Below are 15,062 nucleotides of genomic sequence, written 5' to 3'. Positions count from 1 at the left end.
CGGCGCGGTTAATCGATACAAGGGAACGGAAATGAGCGACATCAAGAAGGTTGTGCTGGCCTATTCGGGTGGTCTGGATACCTCGGTCATCCTCAAGTGGTTGCAGGATGTGTACAAGTGTGAAGTCGTCACCTTCACCGCTGACCTCGGCCAGGGTGAGGAGCTGGAGCCGGCGCGCGTCAAGGCGTTGAAGGCCGGCATCAAGCCGAAGAACATTTATATCGACGACGTGCGCGAGGAGTTTGTCCGCGACTTCGTCTTCCCGATGTTCCGCGCCAATACTGTCTATGAAGGCGAGTACCTGCTCGGTACCTCGATCGCCCGTCCGCTCATCGCCAAGCGTCTGATCGAGATCGTCAATGAAACCGGTGCCGATGCAATCTGTCATGGCGCGACCGGCAAGGGTAACGACCAGGTGCGTTTCGAGCTCGGTGCCTATGCGCTGAAGCCGGGTATCAAGGTCATTGCACCGTGGCGCGAGTGGGATCTGATGTCGCGTGAGAAGCTGATGGCCTATGCCGAGAAGCATGGCATCGAAATCGACATGAAGCACAAGAAGGGCGGCTCGCCGTATTCGATGGACGCCAACCTGCTGCACATTTCCTACGAAGGTCGCCATCTCGAAAACCCGGCGGCCGAAGCCGAGGAGTCGATGTGGCGGTGGACTGTGTCGCCGGAAAAGGCTCCGAGCAAGGCAGAGTACCTTGACCTCGAGTTTGCCAAGGGTGATGTCGTCGCCATCAACGGCAAGAAGATGAAGGCGCACGAAGTGCTGGGTACGCTGAATGAAATCGGCGGCAAGCACGGTATTGGCCGTCTTGACCTAGTCGAGAACCGTTACGTTGGCATGAAATCGCGTGGCTGCTACGAAACCCCAGGCGGAACGATCCTGTTGCGCGCCCACCGCGCCATCGAATCAGTGACGCTCGACCGCGAAGTCGCCCACCTCAAGGACGACCTGATGCCGCGCTACGCCAGCCTGGTGTACAACGGCTACTGGTGGAGTCCGGAGCGCAAGGCGCTACAGGTGCTGATAGACCACACGCAAGGCAGCGTCAATGGCGTGGTTCGCCTGAAGCTGTACAAGGGTAACGTTATCGTCGTCGGTCGTGATTCGGCAACCGATTCGCTGTTCGATTCGACCATCGCCACCTTCGAGGACGATGCTGGTGCCTACGATCAGCGTGATGCGGGTGGTTTCATCAAGCTCAATGCCTTGCGCATGCGCATCGCTGCCAATCTGGCTGCGAAGAAGGCGGGCAAGCCGGTGAAGAAAGCTGCTGCCAAGAAAGTTGAGACGGCGAAGCCGGCGGCTAAACCTACTGCAAAGGCTGCTGTCAAATCGTCAGCAAAGACCGCCGTTAAACCGGCTGCCAAGCCTGTTGCCAAGAAGGTTGTAGCAAAACCTGCCGCGAAGCCCGTGGTCAAGACGGCTGCCAAGCCGCTGGTCAAGCCGGTAGCTGCCAAGGCAGTGGTCGCCAAGGCTGTTAAGGCACCAGTCAAGCCAGCGGCCAAGAAGCCGGCTGCGAAGAAGAAGGGTTAATCGATGGATGGGGGCACCGTATTCGGGCTGAACGAAGAACAGATCGCAGATTTCTTCTCGACCTGGGGTGTTGGCGCCTTCATCCTCTTCATGTTATTCATCATTGGCGAGATCGCCTACAAGTCGAAGGCTGGCAAGACGGGCACCTTTGTGCTTTTCTTCGTGCTGGCATTCGGCATGGTCGGCTTCATCGCCAAATCAGTCATTCAGAAAATCTGGGGTATGTAAATGTCGCAATACGACAACGTTTCCGTGGTCAAAAAGGCCAATGTTTATTTCGACGGCAAGTGCGTCAGCCACACCGTGGTGCTGGCCGATGGCACGAAGAAAACGGTGGGCGTGATCCTGCCGTCCAGCCTGACCTTCAATACTGGCGCGCCGGAAATCATGGAAGGCGTCGGCGGTTCGTGCCGCGTCAAGCTCAAGGGCGAGAGCGAGTGGAAGACCTATGGCGATGGCCAGTCTTTCAACGTGCCGGGCAACTCCAGCTTCGAAATTTCGGTGGCTGACGGCGAGTCCTATCACTACATTTGTCACTTTGGGTAATCATCATGCCGAGCTTTGACTTCACCTCCGAAGCGGACATGGTGGCGTTGAAGAACGCCATCGACGTCACCTCGCGTCAGATCGACAATCGCTACGACTTCAAGGGCACCACCGCCAAGGTCGAGCTCAACGAGAAGGACAAGGTCATTACCCTGTGGGGCGATTCGGACTTCCAGCTTGACCAGATCAAGGACCTGCTTTTCCCGGCCATGGAAAAGAAGGAGAAGGAAAGTGTCAAGCGTCTTGATCACCAGAAAATCGTCAGTGTCTCTGGCAACAAGGTGAAGCAGGAAATGAAGATCAAGGACGGGATCGACAGCGATCTTGCCAAGAAGATCGTCAAGCTGGTCAAGGATGGCAAACTCAAGGTCCAGGCCGCGATTCAGGGCGAAACCGTGCGTGTCACGGGCGCCAAGCGGGACGACCTGCAGGGCTGCATCGCGCTGATTACCAAGTCGATTACCGACTTTCCGATCAAGTACGGCAATTTCCGGGACTAAGCACGCTTCCACGGTCAACCGGGCTTGCTACGGTCTACCGTAAAAAACGGGCAAAAATGAAACCGGGCTGTGCGAGCAGCCCGGTTTTTTCTTGGGCGGATTTAGCGGGCCAGACCCTTGATCCACACCGAGTAAAGCCGTTCCGAGAGCTGGCGCATGACGGGCAGCTTTGCCGGAATTTCAGCCAGCATGGCGTCCGGCGTTTGCGCGCTGGGCAGGTCGGCGACGGCAATCGCCTCGTCGGCCCACTGCTCGCACCACGTGGCAATCATTTCCGGCGTCATTTCGACGTGGCATTGCATGCCGAGGTGCGGACCGAGCACGAACATCTGGTTGGCGCAATAGCCATTGGCCAGCAAGCGGGTGGCGCCGGTCGGGATGCTGAATGTCTCGCCGTGCCACTGGAAAACCGTGCCGCTCTTGCCGGCGAAATCACCCAGCCAGTGGCGGGCGATGGCATTGTCCTCGCCATGTGCACCGCTCCAGCCGATCTCCTTGACGGGATTGCGCGTGACCTGACCACCGAGCGCCTTGCTCATCAATTGTCCGCCGAGGCAATGGCCAATGACTGGCACATTTTTTCCCGCGGCTTCGCGAATCAGTGCGCAGACAGGTTCGATCCACGGCAGCGGATCGTTGACGCTCATCGGACCGCCCATGAAACAAAGACCCGAAAAACCATCGATGGTTGCTGGCACTGCGGCCCCTTCGTCGAGGGCAATCAGCTTCCATGGAATGCCTTGCTGTTCAAGGAATATGGCAAAATAGCCCGGACCTTCAGTGGGGGAGTGGCGAAAGATGGCGACAGGGTGCATGGCAGCGTTGGAATTCGGAAAAGTGAAGCGTCATTTTACGCTGCTTGCGCTGTTGGCGTTGCTGCTGCCGGCTGCAGGAATGGCACAGGATGTCGGGTTGGCCGGAATCATGGGCAGCAAGGCAATGCTCATGATCAACGGCGGCGAGCCGCAGACGGTACCGGTTGGCAAGACGGTCGATGGGGTCAAGCTGCTCTCCGTTCAGGATGATCAGGTGATTGTCGAGATTGGCGGCAAAAAACGCCCCCTGCGCGTCGGCCAGCATGCTATCGGCGTTTCCGGTGGCGACGGATCGGACAAGATCGTTATGACGGCCGACGTTCAAGGCCATTTTTACGCAACTGGGACGGTCAATGGCACCTCTGTGCGCTTCGTCGTCGATACGGGAGCTACCTCGATTGCACTTGGCCCGAACGATGCCCGGCGCATCGGTCTGGACCTCCGGCAGGGGCAGCGTGGCCTGACGAGCACGGCGAACGGAACTGTGGTCGTCACGCGCATACCGTTGGATACGGTCAGAATTGGCGGCGTTACCCTGCATAACGTGGAGGCGGTAGTGTTACCGACTGAAATGCCGATCGCCCTGCTCGGCATGAGTTTTCTGAACCGCATGGAAATGCTGCGCGATGGCAGTACCATGACACTGAAAAAAAGATTCTAGGAGAGAGAAAAATGCCCCAAAAAGATCAGGAAATAGCCTTGTTACGTGATGAACTGGAAATGCTCATGGGCGAACGGCAGGCGCTGTTGCGTGTGGCCGGCGCATCGGCAGTGATGATTGCCAGCATGGACAGCAAGCGCTTGCCGGTCGGTGCGATCGAGTCGGCCGATCTGGTCGCAACTACCATCAACGACCTTTCCGAAGAAACCCTTCAGGATGCGCTGTCTGCGGTCAACGCTGAAATCGAGGAAGATTCCAAGGCCGCATGACGCTTGATCTGGAGCGCTTGCGCGCCAGCCTGTTATCCGAACCGCTGAGTGGGCATTTTGTCCAGGAAGATGGTGTCGATGACCAGTCGCTAATCCCGGCCGCGGTGTTGTTTCCGATCGTTCTGCGCGACGGCGGGCAGACGGTGCTGCTTACGCAGCGGACGGCGCATCTCCGGGATCATGCCGGGCAGATCAGCTTTCCCGGTGGGCGGGTCGAGGCCGAGGATCTTTCGCCATCGCACACCGCCTTGCGTGAAACCGAGGAAGAAATCGGTCTGCCACGCGAACGCATCGAAATTCTCGGCTTCCTGCCTGAATACAGGACCGGAACGGGCTTTCGCGTCACACCCGTTGTCGCGTTGGTCCTGCCCCCGTTCGACTTGCGGCCCGACCCGTTCGAGGTAGCCGAGGTCTTCGAAGTGCCGCTCGCCTTCCTGCTCGATCCGGCCAATCATCAACAGCATTCGTTGCATTACCGCGGTGCGCTGCGCAATTACTTTGCCATGCCCTACGGCGACTATTTCATCTGGGGCGCCACTGCCGGCATGATCCGTTCGCTGAGCGAGCGTCTTGGCCTTCTCCACAGTACTTGAGCTTGTGGTATCGTGGCACTTTACTACATGAAAATAAGCCGAATACGGCAATCATCGGCACCCCATGAGTCTTCTCTCGCTCATCGCAGTTTTCCTCCTCGAGCAACTGCAACCTCTTGATTATCGCCGCATAGTCGCCGAGCCTCTCGGCGCATGGGCTGATTTCATCGAATCCCGCTTCAATGCCGGCGCCTATCGGCACGGCGTGCTGGCCTGGTGCCTGGCTGTCCTGCTGCCGGTGGCGCTGCTTGCCGTCGCCTACGGCCTGCTCTATTCACTGAACCCGCTGCTAGGCTGGGCACTCAACGTTGGCGTGCTTTACCTGACCATGGGCTTCCGCCAGTTCAGCCATCACTACACGGAAATTCAGTTGGCCCTGCGCCTCGGCGACCTTGAGCGGGCTCGCCAGTTGCTTGCCGAGTGGCAAGGCATTTCGACCTACGGCCTTGGCTCTGAAGATATCACCCGTCTCTCCATCGAGGGCGCGCTGGCTGCCTCGCATCGCCACGTCTTCGCCGTCGTGCTCTGGTTCGTTTTGCTGCCCGGTCCTTGCGGTGCCTTGCTCTACCGCCTGTCGGCCATTGTTCGCGACCGCTGGAATGCCAAAAACATGGCCGAGCAAACCAATTTTTCCGCATTCTCGCGGCTGGTTTTCGGTATGATCGACTGGTTGCCCTCCCGGACTACGGCTGCCGCATTCGCCATTGTCGGTGACTTCGAGGACGCGGTTTATTGCTGGCGTACCCAGCCGGCGCAATGGCCGGACCGCGACCTTGGCATCGTCCTCGCCGCCGGTGCTGGTGCGCTGGGTGTCCAGTTGGGCCGGCCGGTGGCCGATGGCGTCGAGGTGTCCGATCGGGCCGAACTGGGGCTGGGTGATCCGGCCGATGTGGATTTCATGCAGAGTGCCGTCGGCCTCGTCTGGCGAGCTACTGTGTTGTGGATGTTGTTGCTGTTTTTGTTAGGGCTTGCCACCTTGGTGGGCTGAATAATTCTTACAGGAGATTTACATGAGCAGAGATGTCGTCGTTCTAAGCGCAGTTCGTTCCCCCATCGGCGCTTTTGGTGGTTCCCTGGCTGATTTTGAAAGCACGGAACTCGCCGGCATTGTCATGAAGGAAGCGATTGCCCGCTCCGGTGTTGATCCGCAAGCCATCAATTACGTTACCGTCGGCACCACGATGCCGACTGATTCCCGCTACGCTTACGTTTCCCGCGTTGCCTCGATTCAGGCTGGTCTGTCGATGGATTCCGTCGCCATGCAAGTGAGCCGCCTGTGCGCCTCCGGTCTGCAAGGCATTGTCACCACCGCCCAGAACATCATGCTGAACGATGCCGACTACGGTATCGGTGGCGGCGTTGAAGTCATGTCTAAGGCTGCTTACCTGATGCCGTCGCTGCGTTCCGGCGCCCGCATGGGTGACACCAAGGCCATCGACTCCATGGTTGCCGTGCTGACCGACCCGTTCGGCGTTGGCCACATGGGCATCACGGCTGAAAACCTGGCGACCAAGCATGGCTTCACCCGCGAAGATCAGGATGCCTTCGCTGTCGAATCGCAGCGCCGCGCTGCTGCTGCCATCGATGCCGGCTACTTCAAGTCGCAGATCGTTCCTATCGTCAAGCAGACCCGCAAGGGCGATGTCGTGTTCGATACCGACGAGCACCTCAAGCGTGGTACGACCATGGAATCGCTGGCCAAGATGAAGCCGGCCTTCAAGAAGGACGGTACCGTCACTGCCGGTAATGCTTCCGGCATCAACGACGGCGCTGCCTTCTTCGTGCTGGCTGCGGCTGATGTCGCTGCCAAGAATGGCCAGAAGGCCCGTGCCCGCATCGCTGGCTATGCCGTTGCCGGCGTGCCGAACGACATCATGGGTGAAGGTCCGATCCCGGCTACCAAGCTGGCCCTCAAGAAGGCTGGCCTGACCCTGGACCAGATGGATGTCATCGAATCCAACGAAGCCTTTGCTGCCCAGGCCCTGTCGGTTGCCAAGGTGCTTGGCCTTGATCCGGCCAAGACCAACCCGAACGGCGGCGCCATCGCCCTCGGTCATCCGGTCGGCTGTTCCGGTGCCTTCATCGCCACCAAGGCGCTCTACGAACTGGAGCGTATCGGTGGCAAGTACGCACTGGTCACCATGTGTATCGGTGGTGGTCAAGGTATTGCAGTCATCTTCGAACGCGCCTGACCGCTTCGGCGTTTCAGCTGTACAGAAACCCACCGGAGCAATCCGGTGGGTTTTTTATTTGCACCAGATTGAAATTGCCCCGCACTATATTGGGGCGCGCCCTCGTGCTATGAAATTGTAATTAACTGATTTCGTGCGCTTTTGTTCCGTGGCATGGAACCTGCTGAATTAGTGTTGAGAGCATCCTCAGCGACGAGTCCAATATGAATTTCTACAACGAAATGATGGACGCCAACGGTGGCGTCCGAGCTCACTATCAGGGTTACGATTCATGGCTCAAGGCGACGCCGCCCGAGCGAATCGCCCGCAAGCGGGCCGAGGCCGATCTGGCCTTTCACCGGGTCGGCATCACCTTTGCCGTTTATGGCGAGGAAGCGGGGAAGGAGCGCCTGATTCCGTTCGACATCATTCCCCGCGTTATTCCATCGGCCGAATGGAAATCCCTGCGCTCCGGGTTGCGCCAGCGTGTCAAGGCGCTCAATATGTTTCTGCATGACGTCTATCACGATCAGGAAATTCTCAAGGCTGGGAAGATTCCGGCCGAGCAGGTGCTCAACAACGCCCAGTTCCGCCCGGAAATGATGGGCGTCGATTTGCCGGGCAATATCTACGCCCACATCGCTGGCGTCGATATCGTCCGCGCCGGCGAGGGCGAGTTCTACGTCCTTGAGGACAATCTGCGCGTGCCGTCCGGCGTCTCGTACATGCTCGAAGACCGCAAGATGATGATGCGCCTCTTTCCTGAACTGTTTGCCAAACACAAGGTGGCACCGGTCCAGCACTACCCGGACATGCTGCTCGAAAAGCTGCGCGCCGTGGCCCCGAAGGGCGTGTCGAACCCGACCGTCGTCGTGCTGACCCCGGGCGCCTACAACAGCGCCTATTTCGAACACACTTTCCTGGCTCAGCAGATGGGCGTCGAGCTGGTTGAAGGCCGTGATCTCTTCGTCAAGGACGAGGTGGTCTACATGCGCACGACGCAGGGGCCGCAGCGCGTCGATGTGATTTACCGCCGTCTCGACGACGACTACATGGATCCGCTTGCGTTCCGCGCCGATTCGTCGCTCGGCGTGCCGGGCATTTTGAAGGCCTACCAGGCCGGCAACGTCACGCTGTCCAATGCCATCGGCACCGGCGTTGCCGACGACAAGTCGATCTACCCGTACGTCCCGGACATGATCCGCTTCTACCTCGGCGAGGAGCCGACGCTCAACAACGTGCCAACCTACATGTGCCGCAAGCCGGACGATCTCAAATACGTGCTTGAAAATCTGGCCAAACTGGTCGTCAAGGAAGTCCATGGCGCCGGCGGTTACGGCATGTTGGTCGGCCCGGCGTCGACCAGGGAGCAGATCGAACACTTCCGCCAGTTGCTGATCGCCAAGCCGGATGGTTACATCGCCCAGCCGACGCTGGCCCTGTCGAATTGTCCGACCTTTGTCGAAGAAGGCATCGCACCGCGCCACCTCGATCTGCGGCCCTTCGTGCTGTCCTCGGGCAAGTGTGTGGACATGGTGCCGGGCGGCCTGACCCGTGTCGCGCTGACCAAGGGATCGCTCGTCGTCAATTCGTCGCAGGGCGGCGGCACCAAAGATACCTGGGTTCTGGAGGATTAAGTCATGCTGAGTCGAACTGCCGATCACCTGTTCTGGATGTCGCGCTACATCGAGCGCGCCGAGAACCTTGCCCGCCTCCTGGATGTCACCTGGCAAATGTCCTTGGTGCCGCAATCGCTGGATGCGGTCAATCAGAGTTGGGCCGCCATCATTGCCTTGAACAGCCTCGAAGAGGCCTATGCAAAGAAATATTCCACGGTCAACGGGGAAAATGTCCTGAAATTCATGGTCAGCGATCCAGACAACTTTGCGTCGATCCATAGCTGCCTGCGCATGGCGCGTGAAAACGCCCACGCCGTGCGCGGAACGCTAACCACGGAAATGTGGGAAACGCTTAACGCCACCTGGCTCGAAGCGCGTGAAAAGACCTTCGATCAACTCTTCAATGCCGGCATTGGCGACTACTTCGAGTGGGTCAAGATGCGTTCGTCGCTGTCGCGCGGTACGACGCTGGGCACCCTGCTGCAGGATGAGGCCTACCATTTCATCCGCCTCGGCACCTTGCTTGAACGCGCCGACAACACGGCACGCATCCTCGACGTCAAATACCACGTGCTGCGTCCGCAGGGCGACGAAGGGGCGACCGATTTCTACGAATGGGGCGCGCTTCTCCGTTCCGTCTCGGCTTTCGAGGTCTATCGCAAGGTTTACCGCGATGTCATTACGCCCGAACGGGTCGCCGAGTTGCTCATCTTCAATCCGGACATGCCGCGTTCGCTGCAGTTCTGCCTGAACAGCGTCGTCAAGAATATCGATCTGGTTGCCAACAGTAATTCGGGCGAAACCCAGCGCCAGGCCGGCATGCTGCATGCCCATCTGCGTTACGGGCGAATCGAGGACGTGCTCGAGCATGGCCTGCACGAATGGCTCAGCGATTTCATGGATCGTATCTATATGCTCGGCAACGGCATCAGCAAGGATTTCCTGGTGCCGATGGAAGAGGCGGCCTAAGCGGTCGTCGCCTCGGAGCGATCCCGAGGCATTCCACAACAAGCTTCGGCGCCGTTCACTCCGGCGCCGAAGTGCTTTTGAGGCTTGTTTTCAAGTGTGTTGCAGGCGCCAGGTGGCCAGCGCCTCAAGCGCATCGTCAAGCGTCGTGATCAGCTCGGCATCGCCTGTCCTAGTGACGCGCGTGACGCCGCCGCCACCCGCCCACAGCACCGTCTTCTCCGGCAGGACCAGGCGCAATTGTTGGAGCAGGCCGGGAATCTGCCGTTGCGGGAAGGCAAGCGAGAAGGAGAGTGCAACGATGTCTGCCTGATGGGCCTCAGCGGCGCGGCCGATTTCGAGCAGCGGCATTTGCGTGCCGAGCGGAATGCACTCGGCGCCTTCCAGCGCGAACAAGGCTTCGACCATCAACAGGCCGAGCACGTGCTGTTCATCCGGCACGCTGGTGAGCAGCACGCGCGGTCCGCGCGGGCCGCCGGGCAGCGTGGCGATGGCCTGGCGCAACAGGCGCTTGGTCAGCTCGGTATAGAGGTGTTCCTCAAAAACCTCGAAGCTGCCGTCCTCCCATTTTTCGCCGACCTGCCGCGTTAGCGGCGCGACAGTGTCCTGGACAAAACGCTGCAAGCCCTGCCGGGCCAGACGCTGCTGCATGGCCTGTTGATAGGCGGCGGCATCGTGCTGTTTGATCAGGGCGAGGAGTTCGCCCAAATCGCCATCGTCGACGGCAGCATTCGTTGTCGCGGATTTTGACCGGCGCGAGGTCAGTGCCCCCAGTTCCTCCGGTGGCGTGGCGATCAGCTTGCCGGGCCGGTGTCCGAGATCCATCAGGCGTTTTATCTGGCGCAGGCGATCCACCTGCTCGGCCGGATAGCAGCGTTCCCCATTGCTGTCGCGGCTCGGCACGGGAAAGCCGTAGCGGCGTTCCCACATGCGCAGGACATCCTTGGAGAGCCCGGTGTCGCGCTCGACGGCGGCAATATTAAAAGTAGCGGCATTCATATTTGTCCTGAACAAATGTTAGACAAACCGTTGACAAGTCATTCTTTGCTGGCTATCTTACGAACAAACGTCCTGTTTGTCTAGGACAAAACAAGTAAGGAGCTAAGCGTGTTTTCAACATCAAACAGGACATCAAGAAAACGGATTGCGGTTGTCGGCGCCGGCATTTCCGGGCTGGCCAGCGCCTGGCTGTTGAGCCGCGATTTTGACGTGACACTGTTTGAAGCCGGCGCCTATCTGGGTGGCCATACCAATACGGTGGACGTGACTTTGGAAGGCAAGACGCATCCGGTTGATACGGGATTCCTGGTTTTCAATGACAAGACCTATCCCAATCTGATCGCGATGTTCGAGTTGCTCGGGGTCGACAGCGTCGAAACCGAGATGTCCTTCGCGGTCAGTCTGGAAAACCCCGATCTCGAATGGGCCGGCAGCAATCTGGCGACGGTTTTCGGGCAAAGGCGCAATCTGTTCCGCCCGCAGTTCTGGTCGATGCTGACCGATATCCTGCGTTTCAATCGCGAAAGCACGGCCTGGCTGGCGACGCATCCGGATAACGAACTCAGTCTGCGGGAATTTCTGAGCGATGGCGGCTATTCGAGTGCTTTTGCCGACTGGTATCTGCTGCCGATGGCGGCTGCCATCTGGTCCTGCCCGACCGGGCAGATGCGCGACATGCCGCTGGCCACCTTCATTCGCTTTTGTCAGAACCACGGTCTGCTGCAGGTTTTCGACCGGCCGATGTGGCGGACGGTGGTCGGCGGCGGTCGCGCTTATGTGCGGAAAATCGCCACGCGACTCATCACCAATGGCGGGGAAATCCGGCTGGCCTGTCCGGTCAGCGCTGTCTGCCGCGAAGGTGGTTGGCTCAAGGTGACGCACGCCGCCGGCTGCGATACTTTCGATCAAGTTGTGATGGCCTGCCACAGCGATCAGGCTCAGGCCATCCTCGGCTTCACGGCCACCGACGGCCAGCGCGACGTGCTCTCGGCGATCCGCTACCAGCCCAACCGGGCGATTTTGCACACCGACCGCGCCCTGCTGCCGCGCGATGAGAAGCTGTGGTCGGCGTGGAACTACTTTGCCGGTAGCGGCGAGCCCGGCGAGCAGCCGGTCGGCGTTTCCTACCTGATCAACAGGCTACAACCCCTGCCATTCGATACACCGGTCGTCGTCACCCTCAACCCGGCGCGCGAGCCGGACCCGACCTCGGTGCTGGCCGAGTTCGACTACGCCCACCCCATTTTCGACGCCCCGGCCATCGCCGCCCAGCAGCGGCTGGCCGATGTCCAGGGTGAAAACGGCATCTGGCTGGCCGGCGCCTGGGGTAGCTATGGCTTCCACGAAGATGGCCTGAAATCGGCGCTGCGCGTCGTTAATGGCCTGGGTGTCATGGCGCCGTGGCAAGTCGATGCGGTCACCGTCAAGCCCGAGTTGGAAACGGTCTGAGCCGACCATGAACCACCCGCGCCTCTTCCTCGGCCATGTCATGCACCGGCGCTTGCGGCCGGCGGTGAACGCCTTCGTCTATCCGGTCTTCTACGTTCAGTTGCCGGTGCGCGACCTGACCTTGGCAAATTGCCCGATTTTTTCGGTTGACCGTGGGAATGTGCTCAGCTTCCGCCAGAAAGACCATGGGCCACGCGACGGCAGCCCGTTGTTGCCGTGGATACAGGCGCAACTGCGCCAGCACGGCTTGCCTGACGACGGCGAGATCACGCTGCAATGCTTCCCGCGGGTTTTTGGCTTCGTCTTCAATCCGGTCAGTTTCTGGTTCTGCCGGAATGTTGAGGGCGGGCTGATCGCTGTGCTGGCTGAAGTGAACAACACCTTCGGCGGCCACCACTGCTACCTGCTGCACAACGTCGGCGGTTCGCCACTGCGCGACGCTCAGGAACTGCGTGCCACCAAGGAATTTCATGTCTCGCCATTCAACGAGATCGAAGGCGGCTACCGTTTCCGCTTCCATCTAGATCGCCCGGTGCCGCTGGCCCGTATCGACTACGACGACGCCGACGGCGAACTGCTGCTCACCTCGATCTCGGGCAAGCCGCGCGCTTGGTCCACGGCGGCCTTGCTCGGCGCCTTCCTCAAAATGCCTTTCCTCACCGCCGGCGTGATCTTCCGCATCCACTGGCAGGCCGTGAAGCTGTGGCTGAAAGGGGTGCCCTTCCGCGGCGCCCACGTTCCTCAACCCCTCCGGGATTCGACAAAATGAACAACACGATGATTTTGCGCGGCAGCGAGAGGCTGGCCCGCGACACCCGCCTGGTCTTCGACCTGCTCCAAAAGCTGCAGGGCGGAATGCTCGAAGTCCGTTTGCCGGGCGGCACCAGTGCGCTGTTCGGGGAGGGCGAACATGGCGTCACCATGCAGGTCCATGACGAGGCAATGTTCGGCCAGGTGCTGGCGCGCGGCGACATCGGCCTGGCCGAAGCCTACCTCGACGGGCAGTGGGATTCGCCCGATGTCACCGGGCTATTAAGACTGCTGGCGGCCAATCGCGAACAGCTCAAAAAAGCCGTCTATGGCTCTTGGGGCAGCCTGTTCGCTGCCCGCATCCGCCACTGGCTGAACAGCAACAGCCGCAGCGGCAGCAAGCGCAACATCATGGCGCACTACGATCTCGGCAATGACTTCTACAAACTCTGGCTTGACCCGAGCATGAGTTATTCCTCGGCCGTCTATCGCGAAGCCGACGACGGTTCTCTCGAAACTGCCCAGCACGCCAAGTACCGCCGCATCCTGAATTGCCTGAAAGCTGCACCTGGCCAGAACGTGCTGGAAATCGGCTGTGGCTGGGGCGGTTTTGCCGAAATGGCCGTGCAGCACGGCTTGCGGACGACCGGCCTGACCCTGTCGCCGGCCCAACTGGCCTGGGCTAAGAAACGTGTGCCGGATGCCGACCTGCGTCTGCAGGATTACCGCGATCTGAACGAACAATTCGACCACGTTGTTTCCATCGAAATGTTCGAAGCCGTCGGCGAGCGCTGGTGGCCGAGCTATTTCAAGACCGTCGCCAAGGCGCTCAAGACTGAGGGAAGGGCTGTTGTCCAGAGCATCACCATCCGCGACGACATCTTCCCGGAATACCGGCGCAGTACCGATTTCATCCAGCAATACATCTTCCCCGGCGGCATGCTGCCCTCGCGCGCCGCTTTCCGTGCCGCTGTGGCCAAACAGGGGCTGATCGTCCGCAACGAATACGCCTTCGGTCAGGACTACGCCCGGACGCTGGCCGAATGGCGCCACGCCTTCGAAGCCAACTGGCCCGAAATTCAGAAGCTCGGTTTCGACGAGCCTTTCCGCCGCCTGTGGCGCATGTACCTTTGTTATTGCGAGGCAGGCTTCCTGGCCGGGAATATCGATGTCGTCCAGTTTGAACTCACGCACCGTTGATCCGGTGGCCTCGGGGGCGCGAATGAGCGAATCCTACGGTCAACCGGAAGAAACGGCCAAAAATGAAATGGTCTCGGGGGCGCGTCGTCGGCTGTTGCTGGCGCTGGCCGCGGCGCCGTTCGCCGCGTTTGCCAATACCGACCCGACGGCCGGCCTCAAGCGCTGGGGCAACGGTGAGTTTCGGCGCTTCGGCTTTCTTGTTTACGAAGCGACGCTGTGGGCGGGGGATGATCCGCAACGGCCGCCGTTGGCGTTGCGGCTTGACTACAAGCGGACGATTGCCGGGGCGGCCATCGCCGACGCCAGCGTCAAGGAAATGCGGGCGTTGGGGGCGGATGAGGTTGCCCTTAAGCCCTGGGGCGAGCTGATGACGCGGATTTTCCCGGACGTGAAGGAAGGGGATTTCATCGTTGGGCAGTATGAGACCGGGGTTGCGCGGTTTTACTTCAATGGGCGTTTGCTTGGGGAAGTCGCCGATGCGGATTTTGCGCGGGCGTTTTTTGGCATCTGGCTGGATGCGAAGACGAGTGCGCCGGGGTTGCGGGCGGCGCTGTTGAGGCGGGTCGGATGACTTTTGTTCCTCCGGATCAGGCTTGGGTTTCCGCCTTGTTGGCGGGCGTACTTTCTTTTGCTTCGCCAAAAGAAAGTAGCCAAAGAAAAGGCGACCCCGAGGGCGGCGCCGGCTACGCCGGTCCCTTGCGCTACTCGGCAGGCCGGGCGGCTGCGGAACTCGGGCTTCGCCCTCAAACAGTCCTCGCCGACTGCCCCCGGCCTTCCTGCGTTGCTCAGCGCCTTCCACGGGGACCCCAAAGGCGTCCGGACTCGACCGATGTTGCGCAAAAAACCGGTTTCCACGGTCAACCGGGAAAAAAGCCAAAAAATGAAATCTGCCATTCAGACACGGAAGCTCAAGCACGGATCGTTTCACCGGGCCCCTTGAGAGGTGCCGAGCAACGCAGGGGCTGGCGGATAAAGGGCGAG

General features: G+C 60.0%; 16 protein-coding genes and 1 pseudogene. 15 read left to right on the top strand and 2 right to left on the bottom strand.

From position 1 onward, the window contains the following. Window positions 1-31 precede the first annotated feature (31 nt). The 4 genes and pseudogenes from KI613_RS14830 to KI613_RS14815 form a co-directional block, all read left to right on the top strand. Window positions 32-1,255: pseudogene (locus tag KI613_RS14830) on the top strand (argininosuccinate synthase); the annotation flags it as partial. 291 nt (window positions 1,256-1,546) lie between these two features. Next, complete coding sequence (locus KI613_RS14825) at window positions 1,547-1,771, top strand: DUF2788 domain-containing protein (RefSeq protein WP_226400794.1); 225 nt, start codon at window positions 1,547-1,549, stop codon at window positions 1,769-1,771. After that, the gene (ppnP, locus tag KI613_RS14820; protein WP_226400793.1) at window positions 1,772-2,089 is read left to right on the top strand and encodes a pyrimidine/purine nucleoside phosphorylase; all 318 of its coding nucleotides are present in this window, start codon (window positions 1,772-1,774) and stop codon (window positions 2,087-2,089) included. A 5-nt stretch (window positions 2,090-2,094) separates the two neighbouring features. Beyond that, the gene (locus KI613_RS14815; RefSeq protein WP_226400792.1) at window positions 2,095-2,589 is read left to right on the top strand and encodes a YajQ family cyclic di-GMP-binding protein; all 495 of its coding nucleotides are present in this window, start codon (window positions 2,095-2,097) and stop codon (window positions 2,587-2,589) included. Window positions 2,590-2,690: 101 nt separating this feature from the next. Here the strand turns inward: KI613_RS14815 and KI613_RS14810 are convergent, their stop codons facing one another. Further along, a complete protein-coding gene (locus KI613_RS14810; protein WP_226400790.1) occupies window positions 2,691-3,404 on the bottom strand; it encodes a type 1 glutamine amidotransferase in 714 nt (237 codons plus the stop codon). 22 nt (window positions 3,405-3,426) lie between these two features. On the opposite strand from KI613_RS14810, the gene KI613_RS14805 reads away from it, so the two are divergent. The 7 genes from KI613_RS14805 (at window position 3,427) to KI613_RS14775 (ending at window position 9,686) form a co-directional block, all read left to right on the top strand. After that, a complete protein-coding gene (locus KI613_RS14805) occupies window positions 3,427-4,065 on the top strand; it encodes a retropepsin-like aspartic protease family protein (RefSeq protein WP_226400789.1) in 639 nt (212 codons plus the stop codon). A gap of 11 nt (window positions 4,066-4,076) precedes the next feature. Further along, window positions 4,077-4,334: a hypothetical protein gene (locus KI613_RS14800; RefSeq protein ID WP_226400788.1), complete on the top strand. Its 258-nt coding sequence runs from the start codon at window positions 4,077-4,079 to the stop codon at window positions 4,332-4,334. After that, a complete protein-coding gene (locus tag KI613_RS14795; RefSeq protein WP_226400784.1) occupies window positions 4,331-4,927 on the top strand; it encodes a CoA pyrophosphatase in 597 nt (198 codons plus the stop codon). The genes KI613_RS14800 and KI613_RS14795 overlap by 4 nt, the downstream gene beginning before the upstream one ends. A gap of 64 nt (window positions 4,928-4,991) precedes the next feature. Next, window positions 4,992-5,915 carry a CobD/CbiB family protein gene (locus KI613_RS14790; protein ID WP_226400782.1) on the top strand — a complete coding sequence of 308 codons (924 nt, stop codon included), beginning with the start codon at window positions 4,992-4,994 and terminating at the stop codon, window positions 5,913-5,915. Between the two features lie 22 nt (window positions 5,916-5,937). Continuing rightward, window positions 5,938-7,119: an acetyl-CoA C-acyltransferase family protein gene (locus KI613_RS14785; protein ID WP_226400780.1), complete on the top strand. Its 1,182-nt coding sequence runs from the start codon at window positions 5,938-5,940 to the stop codon at window positions 7,117-7,119. 203 nt (window positions 7,120-7,322) lie between these two features. Next, entirely contained in the window at window positions 7,323-8,735 is a 1,413-nt protein-coding gene (locus KI613_RS14780) for a circularly permuted type 2 ATP-grasp protein (RefSeq protein WP_226400778.1), read from the top strand. Window positions 8,736-8,738: 3 nt separating this feature from the next. Continuing rightward, the gene (locus KI613_RS14775) at window positions 8,739-9,686 is read left to right on the top strand and encodes an alpha-E domain-containing protein (RefSeq protein ID WP_226400776.1); all 948 of its coding nucleotides are present in this window, start codon (window positions 8,739-8,741) and stop codon (window positions 9,684-9,686) included. Between the two features lie 90 nt (window positions 9,687-9,776). On the opposite strand, the gene KI613_RS14770 is transcribed toward KI613_RS14775, so the two are convergent. Then, the gene (locus tag KI613_RS14770) at window positions 9,777-10,682 is read right to left on the bottom strand and encodes a MerR family transcriptional regulator (protein WP_226400774.1); all 906 of its coding nucleotides are present in this window, start codon (window positions 10,680-10,682) and stop codon (window positions 9,777-9,779) included. 108 nt (window positions 10,683-10,790) lie between these two features. Between KI613_RS14770 and KI613_RS14765 the strand changes: the two genes are divergently transcribed. Genes KI613_RS14765 through KI613_RS14750 form a run of 4 tightly spaced genes read left to right on the top strand, consistent with a single transcriptional unit; the run spans window position 10,791 to window position 14,652 of the window. Then, window positions 10,791-12,131 carry an NAD(P)/FAD-dependent oxidoreductase gene (locus tag KI613_RS14765; protein ID WP_226400772.1) on the top strand — a complete coding sequence of 447 codons (1,341 nt, stop codon included), beginning with the start codon at window positions 10,791-10,793 and terminating at the stop codon, window positions 12,129-12,131. Window positions 12,132-12,138: 7 nt separating this feature from the next. Continuing rightward, window positions 12,139-12,900, top strand: a complete 762-nt coding sequence (locus KI613_RS14760) for a DUF1365 domain-containing protein (RefSeq protein WP_226400770.1) — start codon at window positions 12,139-12,141, stop codon at window positions 12,898-12,900. After that, the gene (locus tag KI613_RS14755) at window positions 12,897-14,081 is read left to right on the top strand and encodes an SAM-dependent methyltransferase (protein ID WP_226400768.1); all 1,185 of its coding nucleotides are present in this window, start codon (window positions 12,897-12,899) and stop codon (window positions 14,079-14,081) included. The genes KI613_RS14760 and KI613_RS14755 overlap by 4 nt, the downstream gene beginning before the upstream one ends. Before the next feature lie 22 nt (window positions 14,082-14,103). Further along, window positions 14,104-14,652, top strand: coding sequence for a chalcone isomerase family protein (locus KI613_RS14750; protein ID WP_226400766.1), 549 nt, complete (start codon window positions 14,104-14,106; stop codon window positions 14,650-14,652). Window positions 14,653-15,062 lie beyond the last annotated feature (410 nt).

Source organism: Ferribacterium limneticum (genome assembly GCF_020510585.1).
Lineage (GTDB): Bacteria > Pseudomonadota > Gammaproteobacteria > Burkholderiales > Rhodocyclaceae > Azonexus.
The sequence above is the reverse complement of the archived record's forward strand: the minus strand, read 5'-3'. Positions and strand labels throughout refer to the sequence as shown.